Source organism: Bradyrhizobium nanningense (genome assembly GCF_004114535.1).
GTDB lineage: Bacteria > Pseudomonadota > Alphaproteobacteria > Rhizobiales > Xanthobacteraceae > Bradyrhizobium > Bradyrhizobium nanningense.
In genome coordinates, this window is sequence record NZ_LBJC01000019.1 from 1 (window position 1) to 13,044 (window position 13,044).

Annotated in this window: 14 protein-coding genes; 9 read left to right on the plus strand and 5 right to left on the minus strand. The window is 64.8% G+C overall.

The features are described 5' to 3' along the window. A partial coding sequence (locus XH84_RS11535; protein ID WP_208757073.1) for a flagellar biosynthetic protein FliO occupies positions 1-552 on the minus strand: 552 nt, incomplete at its 3' end. Between the two features lie 352 nt (positions 553-904). On the opposite strand from XH84_RS11535, the gene flgB reads away from it, so the two are divergent. The 9 genes from flgB to XH84_RS11580 all read left to right on the plus strand — a co-directional run bounded on the left by flgB (position 905) and on the right by XH84_RS11580 (position 9,538). Then, the gene (gene flgB, locus XH84_RS11540; protein ID WP_097658028.1) at positions 905-1,309 is read left to right on the plus strand and encodes a flagellar basal body rod protein FlgB; all 405 of its coding nucleotides are present in this window, start codon (positions 905-907) and stop codon (positions 1,307-1,309) included. 40 nt (positions 1,310-1,349) lie between these two features. After that, positions 1,350-1,775 (plus strand): flagellar basal body rod protein FlgC, encoded by a 426-nt coding sequence (gene flgC / locus XH84_RS11545; RefSeq protein ID WP_128920741.1) that lies wholly within the window; start codon positions 1,350-1,352, stop codon positions 1,773-1,775. Between the two features lie 16 nt (positions 1,776-1,791). Beyond that, positions 1,792-2,100, plus strand: coding sequence for a flagellar hook-basal body complex protein FliE (gene fliE, locus XH84_RS11550; protein ID WP_128920742.1), 309 nt, complete (start codon positions 1,792-1,794; stop codon positions 2,098-2,100). Between the two features lie 177 nt (positions 2,101-2,277). Further along, entirely contained in the window at positions 2,278-2,541 is a 264-nt protein-coding gene (gene fliQ / locus XH84_RS11555) for a flagellar biosynthesis protein FliQ (protein WP_018321865.1), read from the plus strand. A 17-nt stretch (positions 2,542-2,558) separates the two neighbouring features. Continuing rightward, positions 2,559-3,335 carry a flagellar biosynthetic protein FliR gene (fliR, locus tag XH84_RS11560; protein ID WP_128920743.1) on the plus strand — a complete coding sequence of 259 codons (777 nt, stop codon included), beginning with the start codon at positions 2,559-2,561 and terminating at the stop codon, positions 3,333-3,335. Positions 3,336-3,505: 170 nt separating this feature from the next. Next, positions 3,506-4,585 (plus strand): flagellar biosynthesis protein FlhB, encoded by a 1,080-nt coding sequence (gene flhB / locus XH84_RS11565; protein WP_128920744.1) that lies wholly within the window; start codon positions 3,506-3,508, stop codon positions 4,583-4,585. 155 nt (positions 4,586-4,740) lie between these two features. Then, positions 4,741-7,317: a cell cycle histidine kinase CckA gene (gene cckA, locus XH84_RS11570; RefSeq protein ID WP_128920745.1), complete on the plus strand. Its 2,577-nt coding sequence runs from the start codon at positions 4,741-4,743 to the stop codon at positions 7,315-7,317. 327 nt (positions 7,318-7,644) lie between these two features. After that, entirely contained in the window at positions 7,645-8,664 is a 1,020-nt protein-coding gene (locus tag XH84_RS11575; protein ID WP_128920746.1) for a Tim44 domain-containing protein, read from the plus strand. Positions 8,665-8,830: 166 nt separating this feature from the next. Then, positions 8,831-9,538, plus strand: a complete 708-nt coding sequence (locus tag XH84_RS11580) for a glutathione S-transferase (protein ID WP_128920747.1) — start codon at positions 8,831-8,833, stop codon at positions 9,536-9,538. Positions 9,539-9,652: 114 nt separating this feature from the next. Here XH84_RS11580 and XH84_RS11585 read toward each other — a convergent pair whose 3' ends face one another. From XH84_RS11585 to XH84_RS11595, 4 genes are all read right to left on the minus strand, one after another. Then, entirely contained in the window at positions 9,653-10,327 is a 675-nt protein-coding gene (locus XH84_RS11585) for a methyltransferase family protein (protein WP_128920748.1), read from the minus strand. An 85-nt stretch (positions 10,328-10,412) separates the two neighbouring features. Continuing rightward, the gene (locus XH84_RS11590) at positions 10,413-11,534 is read right to left on the minus strand and encodes a helix-turn-helix transcriptional regulator (RefSeq protein ID WP_128920749.1); all 1,122 of its coding nucleotides are present in this window, start codon (positions 11,532-11,534) and stop codon (positions 10,413-10,415) included. A gap of 362 nt (positions 11,535-11,896) precedes the next feature. Beyond that, positions 11,897-12,070, minus strand: coding sequence for a hypothetical protein (locus XH84_RS39660; RefSeq protein ID WP_164936420.1), 174 nt, complete (start codon positions 12,068-12,070; stop codon positions 11,897-11,899). A 338-nt stretch (positions 12,071-12,408) separates the two neighbouring features. After that, positions 12,409-12,882, minus strand: coding sequence for a hypothetical protein (locus XH84_RS11595; RefSeq protein ID WP_128920750.1), 474 nt, complete (start codon positions 12,880-12,882; stop codon positions 12,409-12,411). Positions 12,883-13,044 lie beyond the last annotated feature (162 nt).

A 13,044-nucleotide genomic window follows, 5' to 3' on the forward strand; every position in this document is an offset into this window, starting at 1 on the left:
CTCGGGCCGCGGTTCGCGCTCGGGACGGGGCGCGATCGGCTCCGCCGTGAAGCCGGCCAGGGGATCGCTGCGGCGTTCGGCCAGCGCAGGGGCGGGCCGGCGCACCTCGTCGGCGAAGGACGGGCGCGACGGCCGCGGCGGCGGCTCGGGCATTTGCGGCTCGGGATGATCCAGCAGCTCGGGCCGCGGCGCTTCGTCGGCCCAGCCGCCGGCGTCGGGCATCGGGGCAAGGCGTGGCGGCTCGGCGGCGTTGGGACGCTGTGGCAGCTGATCGCGGCCATGCCCGGCGCGAACGATGTTGGGCTCGACGACGATGTCGGTGGGGCCGCCGATCATCAGGAGGTGCTCGACATTGTCACGCCGGACCAGCACCAGGCGGCGCCGGCCGTCGACCGCGGCGGCATCGATCACGGCAAGGCGCGGCATCCTGCCGCGCTGGGTGTTGGCGCCGAGCCGGCTGCTGGCGAATCGGCGAACCAGCCAAGCAGCGACGCCGATCAACGCCAGAACGACGATGAACGCGACGATGAAGGTGATAGGGCTGCCTTGCATACTTGTCCCCGACAAATGGCGCTTCTCTCGTGCCCATGGTCGGATGCGCCAACCACCGGCCTACGATGCCCCAAACTGCGATTTCTTAACGTCCCACGGCAAGATTTGCCGTCCCCAACTCTTAATAACCCATGAATCGCTCGATCCAAAACGACTTCTTGGCCTGTGCATGCGCCGCCAAACGGTTGGGTTAATGCTACTTTTGGAGGCGTAGCATCACGGGGACGCGGAATCGTGTCCCGCTCGGGAACATGCGTCGCGGGTCCCTTAACCAGCTGTTAACCATACACGCGGCAAATTCTGCCTAGCTGCGGACCTTAGAGGTCCGTAACAGGCGGAAGGAGCCGCGACGATGTCCATCAACGACCTCCCGGTACTGTCGGCGCTTCGCACCAAGATGCAGTGGCACCAGGAACGCCAGCGCGTCCTGTCCGAGAACGTCTCCAATTCCGACACGCCCAAATTCCGGCCGCGCGACCTGGTCGAGCCGAAACTCGACAAGGCTGGGGCCGTCACCGGCTCGATGGGGCCCCTGGCGCTGACCCGCACCAGCGGTTCTCACATGACGCCGTCAGGCGCGGCTTCCGGATTCGACCAGAACAAGAACGCGGGCTTCGAAACCCGCCCTGCGGGCAACGCCGTCAATCTCGAAGAAGAGATGATGAAGGCCGCCAGCAACCAGATGGACTACGCGGCAGCGACCTCGCTCTATTCGAAGAGCCTACATCTGCTCAAGACCGCGATCGGCAAGGGCTAGCCGCATGGTCCGGGAACAGAACAGCTAGAGGAGGCGCATCATGGCCAATGACAGCAGCGACTTTGCCCGCTCGATGGCGATCGCGACCTCCGGTCTGCGGGCGCAAGCCGGCCGCATGCGGGTGATCTCGGAAAACATCGCGAACGCGGATTCGACCGCGCAGACCCCCGGCGGCGACCCCTACCGGCGCAAGGTTCCGACCTTCTCCTCCGCGCTCGATCGCTCGCTCGACGCGCAGGTCGTCACCCTCGGCAGGATCAAGCCCGACCAGTCGAACTTCCGCGTCAAATACGAACCGAGCAATCCGGTCGCGGACGCCAGCGGCAACGTCAAATACCCCAATGTGAACTCAGTGGTCGAGATGACCGACATGCGCGACGCGCAGCGGTCCTACGAGGCGAATCTCAACATCATCAGTGCGACGCGCCGGATGATCCAGCGCACGCTCGACATCCTCAAGAGCTGAACAGGACAATTAAGCCATGGCATCACCCACAATTGCCGCCAACGCTTATGCCAACCTTGCCCGGGTGCTGGAGAACAGCGGTGCCGGCAAAGGCACCGAGGCCAGCGGGCAATCCTTTGCCTCGCTGCTGAAGGACGCCGTCGGCAGCGTCATGGAATCCGGCCGCAAGTCGGATGCGCAGACGGTCGCGATGGCCTCCGGCAAGGCCAATGTGATGGACGTGGTGACCGCGGTCGCCGACACCGACGTCGCGGTGTCCACGCTGGTGTCAGTCCGCGACCGCGTGATCGCGGCCTACGAAGACATCATGAAGATGCCGATCTGATTTTGGGGCACGCTGGCGCTCGCTCCAAGCGTCATTGCGAGCGTAGCGAAGCAATCCAGAATCTCGCCACGCGGCAGTCTGGATTGCTTCGTCGCAAGGGCTCCTCGCAATGACGGGGAGGGGCCGGACATCCTCGCCAAGGTGGCCAGGATGAAGCTTGAATAAGGAATCTTGCAAATGACCGGCCCCGAAACCCTCGACGTCGCGCGCGATGCCATCTGGACGATTGTGATCGTGTCCTCCCCCCTGATGGTGGTGGGGCTCGTGGTCGGCGTCATCGTGTCGCTGTTCCAGGCGCTGACACAGATCCAGGAGCAGACGCTGATCTACGTGCCGAAGATACTGGCCATCTTTGCCACGATGCTGCTGGCGCTGCCGTTCATGGCCGACGCGCTCCATGCCCACATGCTGCGGATCTCGTCGCGAATCATCGGCGGCTGAGGCAAGATGCGTCAATTATGCGCATCGACGTCTCGCTGTTGCCGGCGCTTGCGGCTTCCTTCATGCTCGCCTTCGCCCGGGTCGGCGCGATGGTGATGCTGTTGCCGGGTTTGGGCGAGACCAACATCCCGACGCGGATCAAGCTGTCGATCGCGCTGCTGCTCACGCTGATCATCCTGCCGCTGCACCGCAACGCCTACCAGGTCGACATGGGCTCGCTAGCGCCGCTCCTGGTCCTGATGCTGCATGAGATCGCGATCGGCATCGTGCTGGGCGCGACCGCGCGCGTGACGCTGTCGGCGCTGCAGGTCGCGGGATCGGTGATCGCGCAGCAGATGGGGCTCGGTTTCGTCACCTCGGTGGATCCGACGCAGGGGCAGCAGGGCGTGCTGGTCGGCAACTTCCTGACCATGCTGGGGGTGACGCTGCTGTTTGCCACCGACAGCCATCATCTGGTGATCGCGGCGCTGAACGACAGCTATACGATCTTCTCGCCGGGCGAGACCGTGTCGAGCGGCGACGTCGCCTCGCTCGCAACGCGTGCTTTTGCCGCCGCGTTTCGCCTGGGCCTGCAGCTCTCGGGCCCGTTTCTGGTGTTCGGCCTGGTCTTCAACATCGGGTTAGGGGTGCTGGCGCGGCTGATGCCGCAGATGCAGGTCTATTTCGTCGGTGTTCCGCTCTCGATCTTCGCGGGCTTTCTGGTGCTGGCCGTGGTGCTCACGGCGATGATGGGCACGTATCTGGATTACTTCATCGGTGTCATGCACCAATTGATGCCGCTGAGCTCGCGATAGAGCTAGTGCCGCCGATTTGAAGTTCCTGCAGTGCGAGCCGCGAGTCCGGCCAGGAACTTCAAATCGATCAGCGGCACTAGCAAAACTAAGTGTCTTGTAGCGCCCTTGTGCTTTCTGAAGTTCGTGCACAGAGGCCGCGAGAGTGACGAACTTCGGAAAGCGGGCGCTACGTGGCAGAAGACAACGATCCAGAGAGCCAAACAGAAGACCCGACGCAAAAGCGTCTGGACGATGCGCTCGAACGCGGCGACGTCGCCAAGAGCCAGGAGATCAACACCTGGTTCATGATGGCGGGCGGCACGCTCGTGGTCTCGACCTTCTCGGGCTCGGTGGGCAGCGGGCTGCTGACGCCGATGCGCAACCTGCTCGCCAATTCCTGGATGATCAAGACCGACGGCAAGGCTCTGCTCGCGCTGATGCAGCAGATCGAATTCGTATTGCTGGCAGCCGTCGGCGTGCCCTTGTTGATGCTGGTGCTGGCGGCGATCGCCAGCAACATGCTCCAGCACCGCCTGGTATGGTCGGCCGAATCCCTCAAACCCAAATTCAGCAAGATCTCGCCCGGCGCCGGCTTCAAGCGCATCTTCGGCAAGCAGGCGGCGGCGAACTTCCTGAAGGGGCTCGGCAAGCTGATCGGGCTCGGCGTGGTCATGACCATGATCCTCTGGCCGGAGCACCATCGCATGGAGGCGATGGTCAAGCTCGATCCGGCCGCCATGCTCGGCGCCAGCACCAGCTTGACCATTCATCTGCTCGGCGCGGTGGTCGCAGCGCTCGCGGTCGTCGCCATCGCCGATTATTTCTTCCAGTATCGCAGCTGGTTCCAGCGGCAGAAGATGTCGCTCCAGGAGATCAAGGAAGAGTTCAAGCAGTCCGAAGGCGATCCGCACATCAAGGGCAAGATCAGGCAATTGCGGCAGCAGCGCGCCAAGAAGCGCATGATGGCGGCGGTTCCCAAGGCCTCGGTGATCATCACCAACCCGACCCACTATTCGGTGGCGCTGTCCTACGAGCGCGGCATGTCGGCGCCGATCTGCGTCGCCAAGGGCGTCGACAACCTCGCCTTCAAGATCCGGGAGATCGCGCGCGAGCACGACATCCCGATCGTGGAGAACGTGCCGCTGGCCCGCGCGCTCTACGCCACTGTCGAGATCGACCAGGAAATCCCGACCGAGCACTATCATGCGGTCGCCGAAGTGATCGGCTACGTCATGCGGCTGAAGCGTGGATTTGGCGCGGGGCGGGGATAAAGCCCCCGAAAAGTACCGGAAATGGCCGTAATCTGGGAATCAGCATACCTTTCGCTCCGGCTGCCCTTGCACCTCAGGGTCCGATTCAGGCAGGGAGGACCCCACGCGCCCCGGAGCGCGTTGATTCTCTGCCGACAGGCTGCGCCAGCTCGAGAATGACCGCCGAGACCGACCACGACCTCACACGCGAGCCCGTTGCGGCGCACGAGCCGTCGCCGCGCTCGGGCAGCATTGCGCTGGTGCTGCTGGTGGCGGCCGGCCTCGTCGCCGTCGCCGTCGGGCTGATGACGCTCGGCCGCGCGCAGGCGCAGCCCTATATCCTCGGCATCCTCGCCGTGCTGGCGATGGTCGGCCTGTTCAACCTGTTCGCCTTCGCCGCCGGCATCATCCGCTTTGCCGACCGCAATCTCGATGATCCCGTGATCGGCCGCATCTCCGATCACGCCTTCGACGGGCTCGCCGTCACCGATGCCCGCGGCCACGTGGTCTATTCCAACACCGCCTATATGACGCTGACGGGCGCCAGCGGGCCGCAGGACGTGCGCCCGGTGGAACGCGTCTTCATCGGTAACCCCGATGTCTCCGAAGCCGTGTTCCGGCTGCTGAAGGCCGCCCGCGAGGGCAAGCGGCAACAGGAGGAGGTGCGCATTTCGGGCCATGACGGCAGCCAGGGCCGCTGGCTGCGCATGCGCGTGCGCCCGCTCGGCACCGGCAAGCGCGAGGCGAAATACGCGGTATGGTCGATCGCCGATATTACCCGCGACCGCGAGCGCCAGGAGGACGTGTTCCAGGAGCTCCAGCACGCCATCGAATATCTCGATCACGCGCCGTGCGGCTTCTTCTCGGTCAATCCGGCCGGCGAGCTCGCTTATGTCAATGCGACGCTGGCGAACTGGCTCGACTATGACCTCGCCGAGATCGGCTCGGGTGGCCTGAAGCTGACCGACATCGTCTCCGGCGACGGCGCCTCGCTGCTGACGTCGATCGTGGCGGTGCCGGGCGAGGTGAAGACCGAGGTCTTCGACATCGATCTGCGCATGCGGACCGGCAAGACCATGCCGGTGCGGCTCTATCACAAGCTTGCCTTCGGTGCCGACGGCGCGCCGGGCCCCTCGCGCACCCTCGTCATCAGTCGCGCCCGCGACGAGCGCAGCGATCCGGACCGCGCCGCCGAAGTGCGCTTCATGCGCTTCTTCGACCATACGCCGATGGCGATCGCGACCGTCGACCGTGCCGGCAACGTCGTGCGCGCCAATGCGCGCTACGCCAAGCTTGGCCAGGCGCTGGGGCTCGACAGCGCCTCCAAGTCGATCTTCCGCGCGGTCAATTCGCGCGACCGGCACCTCCTGATCGCGGCCATCAACCAGGCCGCCGAAGGCCAGGCCGACATCGCGCCGGTCGAGGTGGCGCTGGAAGGGACCAAGGAGCGCTGGGGCCAGTTCTTCGTCACGCCGGTCGATTCGGCCGAGAACGACGCTGAAGCCGCCATCGTGCACATGCTCGAGACCACCGAGCGGCGCGCGCTGGAGAACCAGATCAATCAGTCGCAGAAGATGGAGACGGTCGGCCAGCTCGCCGGCGGCATCGCCCACGACTTCAACAACGTGCTGTCCGCCATCATGATGGCGAACGACTTCCTGCTGAACGCGCACAAGCCGACCGACCCGTCGTTCCAGGATATCATGCAGATCAAGCAGAACGCGACGCGGGCCGCGACCCTGGTGCGGCAGCTGCTCGCGTTCTCGCGGCGGCAGACGCTGCGGCCGCAGGTGCTCGATCTCGGCGACGCCTTGAGCGATCTCACCATGCTGCTGCGCCGGCTGATCGGCGAGAAGGTCAAGCTCGACCTCGTCCACGGCCGCGATCTCTGGCCGGTGAAGGTCGACGTCTCCCAGTTCGAGCAGGTGATCGTGAACCTCGCGGTGAACGCGCGCGACGCCATGCCCGACGGCGGCAAGCTGATCATCCGCACCGCCAACGTCACCACCGAGGAAGCAGGCAAGTTCGCCTATAAGGGAATGCCGGCGGCGGATTATGTCCGCATCGAGGTCGCAGACACCGGCACCGGCATTCCCGCCGACATCCGCGACAAGATCTTCGAGCCGTTCTTCTCGACCAAGGAAGTGGGCAAAGGCACCGGCCTTGGCCTTTCGACGGTCTACGGCATCGTCAAGCAGACCGGCGGTTTCATCTACGTGGACTCCGAGCCGGGGCGGGGCACCTCGTTCCACATCTTCCTGCCGCGCCATCACGCCGAGCCGGAGGTGCAGGTCGAGCCGCCGCCTGTCGCCAGCGCGACAAATGACGCCGCGAAGGAAGCCGCGGCCGTCGAGGCCAAGCCGCGCACCGATCTCACGGGACAGGGCACCATCCTGCTGGTCGAGGACGAAGAGGGCCTGCGCGCGCTCAACGCACGCGGCCTGCGCTCGCGCGGCTACACCGTGGTCGAGGCCGAGAACGGCGTCGAAGCCATGGAGATGCTGGAGGAGCAGAGCGGGGCGATCGATCTCGTCGTCTCCGACGTCGTCATGCCCGAGATGGACGGCCCGACGCTGCTGAAGGCGATGCGGGAGAAGAACCCCGACATCAAGTTCATCTTCGTCTCCGGCTACGCCGAGGACGCCTTCGAGAAGAGCCTGCCCGAGGGGCAGCAATTCGACTTCCTGCCGAAACCGTTCACGCTCAGCCAGCTCGTGGCGGCGGTGAAGGAGACGATGACGAAGCAGGGGTAGGAGCGGCACGCCGCACCTGCATTCTCCGTCATTGCGAGCGAAAGCGAAGCAATCCAGAGCTGCCTCCGTGGAAAGATCCTGGATTGCTTCGTCGCAAGGGCTCCTCGCAATGACGGTGGTGAGAGGGTTGCGCTCGCAATGACGCGGAAAAAGCGGGAAACCCATCGCAAAACCGCCGGTAACCCGCGACCGCAGTTCCCCCAGCACCGGCCAAATCCCCGCCAAACATGGGCTTTTGCCACATCCCCGCGACTGAGGGCCGCAGCCACAAGTTCCGAAACCGGCTTCACTTTTCGGGAAGTCTGCCCATCTTAAGCGCACGTCCCCATGCCGGGGATTTGGGAAACGCACATGAATTTCTCGTTACGCTCCCGCACTCTCTTCAAGACGCTTGCCGTCGTGCTGGCGCTCGCGCTGCCGACGGCGCTGGCGATCTCGTCCGCCGACGCGCGCGTGGGTGGCGGCATGTCGTCAGGTTCGCGCGGCTCGCGCACTTATTCGGCCCCGCCCTCGACTACGACGGCGCCGGGCTCGGCCTCGCAATTCAACCGCACCTACACCCAGCCGGGTGCAGGCATGAACTCGGCTGCGTCCGCGCCCGCGCGCGGCGGCCTGTTCGGCCGTGGCGGCGGCTTCCTGGGCGGCCTTGCGGCCGGCTTCCTCGGCGCCGGCCTGCTCGGCATGCTGTTCGGCGGCGGCCTGTTCGGCGGCCTCGGCGGTCTGTCCTCGATCCTGGGTCTGATCATCCAGATCGTGCTCGTGGTGTTCGTGGTGCGGCTGGCGATGTCCTGGTGGCAGCGCCGTCACTCGCCGCAGGCGGCCTATGCCAATGCCGATGCGGGCGCAGCTTCCGGACCGCAGCCGAACCAGCGCAGCGGCCTCGGTGGAGGTCTAGGCGGTGGTCTTGGCGGCTTCGGTTTCGGCGCCAATGCGAATACCGCGCCACTCGAGATCAAGCCGGACGATTACGAGGCGTTCGAGCGCCTGCTCGGCGAGATCCAGGCGGCCTGGTCGAATGAGGACGTGGCCAAGCTGCATACGCTCGCGACGCCGGAAATGGTCTCCTATTTCGAGCAGGACCTCGCCCAGAACCGTGCGCGCAACGTCGTCAACAAGGTGACCAACGTCAAGCTGCTGCAGGGCGACCTCGCCGAAGCCTGGCGCGAAGGCGAGACCGACTACGCCACGGTGGCGTTGCGCTTTGCGCTCACCGACAAGACGCTGGACCGCAACAGCGGCGCGCTCGTCGCCGGTAGCGAGCAGCCGGGCGAAGTCACCGAGGTCTGGACGTTCGCCCGCCGGCCCGGCAGCGGCTGGGAATTGTCGGCGATCCAGCAGACCAACTGATCGCAAACGATTGAACAGGGAACGGCGTCGTGCTTCGGCACGGCGCCTTTTCTTTTGCCCCTCTTGGCAATGACGGCGAATGTCGTACCGCCAATCCGTCTCACCTGCCGGAACTCCGAGCCACATGCTACATTGGTCCGTACGCTCACGTTGACGGACCCCTCCCATGAAATACGAGCTCTATTACTGGCCCGAGATCCAGGGCCGCGGCGAATATGTGCGGTTGGCGCTGGAGGAGGCGGGAGCTGCTTACGTCGATGTCGCGCGCGGAGCGCGCGGCACGGCTGCGATGATGAAGATGATGGACGCGCAGAAGGGCACGCCGCCCTTTGCGCCGCCGTTCCTGAAAGCGGGCAAGCTCGTCATCGGCCAGACCGCCAACATCCTGCTCTATCTCGGCGCCCGCCATGGGCTTGCGCCGAAGACGGAGGCCGGAAAACTCTGGGTGCATCAACTCCAGCTCACCATCACCGACCTCGTGGTCGAGATCCACGACACCCATCATCCGCTCGGACCCTCGCTCTACTACGAGGACCAGAAGCCGCCGGCGAAGAAGCGCACGGCTGCGTTCTGGGACGAGCGGGTGCCGAAATATCTCGGTTATTTCGAGCAGCTTCTCGCCTCGAATGGCGACACCTATGTCACCGGCCGGAGGCTGACCTATGTCGACCTCTCGCTGTTCCAAGTCGTCGCGGGGCTGCGCTATGCCTTTCCCAGGCGCATGAAGGCGTTCGAGACGGATATTCCGGGCCTCGTTGCCCTGCACGACCGGGTCGCCCAGCGGCCGAACATCAAGGCCTATCTCGCCGGCCCGCGCCGCATTCCCTTCAACGAGCAGGGCATCTTCCGTCGCTATCGCGAGCTGGATGGCTAGAGCGTTTTCGAGCGAAGTGGATACCGGTTCGCGTCAAGAAGACGCGTCAAACAAGTAGCTCTAGCCGGTCCGGAGGGAGGCTGGCGGCAGTCTCCTTTCTGTCCAGTGTCGCTCTCACCAGACACCCGGCAGCAGGCGATAGCGCACCCGTGCCGCGTAGTCGGCATAGCCCGGCAGGCCGTCGCGCAAGGTGCGTTCCTCGATGCCGATGCGGATTGCGAACAAGGCGACGAAGATCGGGACCATCACAAGTCCCCACCACGAGCCCAGCAGCAACGGCAGGCTCGTGAAGAACAGCACCATGCCGCTATACATGGGATGACGCACATGGGCGTAAGGCCCGGTCGAGATCACGCGTTGCGCGCGCTCGGCTTGCAGCTTCACCACGGGAGCCGCGAACGAGTTCTCGCGGAAGACCCAGAGGTTGATCAGCGTCGACAGCAGGAACAGCGCGAAGCCGACCGTCTGCAATGCGACCGGCATGTCGGATGATTGAATGCGCCGGTCGACGCCGATCAGCGCCAGCCAGGCCACCATCGCAACGATGAGGACACCCATGAACACCTTGTCGGCGGTGGGCTGATCCTTTTGCAGGACCGGCCGCAGACGCTCGGCGAGCAGCGCCGGATCGATCCGGTAGAGCCACCAGCCGCAGAGCGGGCCGAGCAGGGTGCAGGTCGCGAGCAACACCCAGGCCGAGGGCCAGCGCAAGGTCCCTGCGGACGCGAACAGCAGCGCGCCCATCGCGACGGTGGTGATCGTGTTCTGCAGCAGCAGTCTGGCGATCATGGTCGATCGTTCTCCATCCCACGCCGCCGTATTGATGGCGCTTCTTTCCGGCAAACATGCGGCCGCGACGCGACAGGGATGGGTGTCAGACCTTGATCGGTGGTGTGAAGGCCGCCACGAGCCGAACCAGATCCGCCTGCCGTTTGGTTCCGGTCTTGGTGAAGATCCGGGCGAGATGAGTCTTGATCGTTGTTTCGGCGAGGCCCATGCTTCTGGCGACGTCAGGAACCCCGCCGATCTCGACAATGGACAGGAACACCCGCAGCTCGGTCGGCGTCAGCTTGAAAAGCTTGCGGATGAGGTCGGGCGCGACGATCGTGTCGAGCGCTGCCTTGCTGACGAACAGGACCGCGCAGGCGTCGTAGCTGGCCCCGAATCGTTGCCGGCGGCCGGCGGTCAGCGGCAGGAGATGCCCGAGATAATGCGAGCCGTCGCGCGCGGTCAGATGCAGCGAGATGCTCGCGCCCGTCATCGCGCGGTCACCGAGAATCGTGCCCGCCAGCGCCTGCCGCAGCACACGATCGGCATTCGGGTCGGACGTCACCAGCCGGCCACGGACCGAACGAAGGATTTCAGCCTCGTCCAGGATGTCGCGCGCGCTCGCATTGGCATGCGTGATATGACCCTCGGCATCGAGCAGCAGCACGGCGGTTCGCAACGCGTCGAGCGTGCTGAGCGACGTCGTCTCCCACTCGTTCTGCTGCTGCAGCTTCTGTCTAACCAGCATCGCCCGCTGCAGGTGCGGCGTGAGGTGGGAGATCACCTGGTGCATCCTACGGTCGACAGGACCGCCGGCCTTCATGATCGAGAGGCGGGATATTCCCTCGGCCGATTTGTCGAGCAGGATATTGGCGGCGTCCTCGAGACCCTGTGGGCGCGTCCATTCGTTGTAGAACAAGGTGGTCCGGAATTCGTCGACGTCGAGCCAGTCCCTGATCGTCTGGATCTGGCCGATCGGCGCGTGAAGCACGCCGCGCGACGGATCGAACGGCTCGTAGGTTTCGATGTAGGATTGAATATAGGCCGGGTCGACGCCGACGGCATGCGAGATCACGGGCTCGCCGGCTGCCCCGATCCGAACCAGACCGCCGCTCTGGCCGCCCGCCAGCTCGACGATGCAACGAAGCGTCGCCGACCATCGGGAATCGTCGAGCGCGGCATCGTAGATGTCCGCCACCAGCGATAGCAGCTGTTCATTCAGTTCCATCGGCTTGTCCCACAGACGCCACAGAGGCTTGGATCGGCTCGTTCTGCCCCGCACATGAGCACGCCGGATGCGGAAATTTGATGAGCCGGATCACACTTGACGGCGCCCTCCTAGGGAGGCGGGCGGTTTACGTGCCGATGGTGCGCGAGCGGGACATGGCCGCGGCGGGGCCTCGTGAAGGCAGGGAGTGCGGAGGGGCAGTGCGACTTCCGCGCGAACGGAACCAGCCGCGCGCCGATGGCGGCGACTGGAGTGGGGTTCGGCAATTGCAGTCTTGCGATCATGCGCAGATCCCGAGTGGCCGCGCACGAATTTGATCCCGCTCTCCGGCAAAGATGCGGCCGAATGCGAAACAGGCCGAATCAGGCGAGCTGATCGATCCGCGTGCCCTGACCCGGCGGCAGCGGCGCCGGCGGCGGCGGCTCGTAGGTCGGGTCGGCGTCCTTGGTCTTGGTTTGATCGTCCTGCTGCTTGGTCGTGTCGTAGCTCGGAACCACGATCGCGATCGGCGGCGGTGCGACGGTAGAAACCTTCATCCGCAAATCCTCACACATGGAAACAATTGAGCCTGCGCTGCGAGGAGCGAAAATTCCTTCAAGGCGATCGTTAAAATGCGAGGGAATAGGTGCGGTGAGCTGGCGGGCTGCCTCTCATCCCCGCTGGAAGTGGGCGATCGCAAACCTCTCCCCCTCATTGCGAGGAGCTCTTGCGACGAAGCAATCCAGAGTCCCTCCGCGGAGACAGACTGGATTGCTTCCGCCTTCGCCGAGGCTTCGGCGGACAAGTCGCTCCGCTCGCAATGACGGAGTACGTGCAGGCAGCGTCGCGCTGCACGTCCACCGGATCCGCAGCAAGTGTGGAGGAGAGCCTCCGCCTATTCGTCCTTGCCGCGGGTGATCGCGATCGACGCGTCCGTCTTGGTGCGCGTGCATTCCATGTTGAGGCGCCGGTAGCGCATGTTGATCTTGTCGCCGCGGAGCAGGCCCATCCGCTTCAGGCAGCGTGTCGCGCCCGTCGTGGTGTCGTCCTTGGTCACGGTAAAGACGATCGCCGCCATCGACCCCACCAGCCCATAGAACTCCGGCTTGGGCTTGCGATCGCCCTTGGCATAGAGCTCGATGGAATATTTGTCGCCGCGGCAAGCGACCGACAGCTCCTTGGCCGCCGGATGCGAGAGGTAAACGACGTTGGCGGCGCGGAAATTCACCTTCATGCGGTCGATCTGGTTCGCCAGCTCCTTGGCGCTGTCATCGCAGCGATCGGCGCGCGCGGGCGAGGTGAGGGTCACAAGACCGGTGATGGCGGCGGCGACCAGGATCGCGCCGCGGACGTTCAAGTTCAATGTCATGATGAAAAGCCCCTTAGGGCGCGCATTCAAGCGTCGGCGGACGCGAAGCGCAAGGGTCGGGGAGGCATTTCCACGAGCTGTACCAATGCCTTCCCGAGCCCGGGCCACCTTTCCCATGCGCACCGCTCCCTTTCTTTTCCGCTCAAAATGGGCTTAGAACGC

Bases quoted from the DNA above. Each gene is read 5' to 3' on its own strand.
- flgB (WP_097658028.1), top strand. From the start codon at position 905: ATGTCCATCAACGACCTCCCGGTACTGTCGGCGCTTCGCACCAAGATG.
- flgC (WP_128920741.1), top strand. From the start codon at position 1,350: ATGGCCAATGACAGCAGCGACTTTGCCCGCTCGATGGCGATCGCGACC.
- fliE (WP_128920742.1), top strand. From the start codon at position 1,792: ATGGCATCACCCACAATTGCCGCCAACGCTTATGCCAACCTTGCCCGG.
- fliQ (WP_018321865.1), top strand. From the start codon at position 2,278: ATGACCGGCCCCGAAACCCTCGACGTCGCGCGCGATGCCATCTGGACG.
- fliR (WP_128920743.1), top strand. From the start codon at position 2,559: ATGCGCATCGACGTCTCGCTGTTGCCGGCGCTTGCGGCTTCCTTCATG.
- cckA (WP_128920745.1), top strand. From the start codon at position 4,741: ATGACCGCCGAGACCGACCACGACCTCACACGCGAGCCCGTTGCGGCG.
- XH84_RS11575 (WP_128920746.1), top strand. From the start codon at position 7,645: ATGCCGGGGATTTGGGAAACGCACATGAATTTCTCGTTACGCTCCCGC.
- XH84_RS11580 (WP_128920747.1), top strand. From the start codon at position 8,831: ATGAAATACGAGCTCTATTACTGGCCCGAGATCCAGGGCCGCGGCGAA.
- XH84_RS11585 (WP_128920748.1), bottom strand. From the start codon at position 10,327: ATGATCGCCAGACTGCTGCTGCAGAACACGATCACCACCGTCGCGATG.
- XH84_RS11590 (WP_128920749.1), bottom strand. From the start codon at position 11,534: ATGGAACTGAATGAACAGCTGCTATCGCTGGTGGCGGACATCTACGAT.
- XH84_RS39660 (WP_164936420.1), bottom strand. From the start codon at position 12,070: ATGAAGGTTTCTACCGTCGCACCGCCGCCGATCGCGATCGTGGTTCCG.
- XH84_RS11595 (WP_128920750.1), bottom strand. From the start codon at position 12,882: ATGACATTGAACTTGAACGTCCGCGGCGCGATCCTGGTCGCCGCCGCC.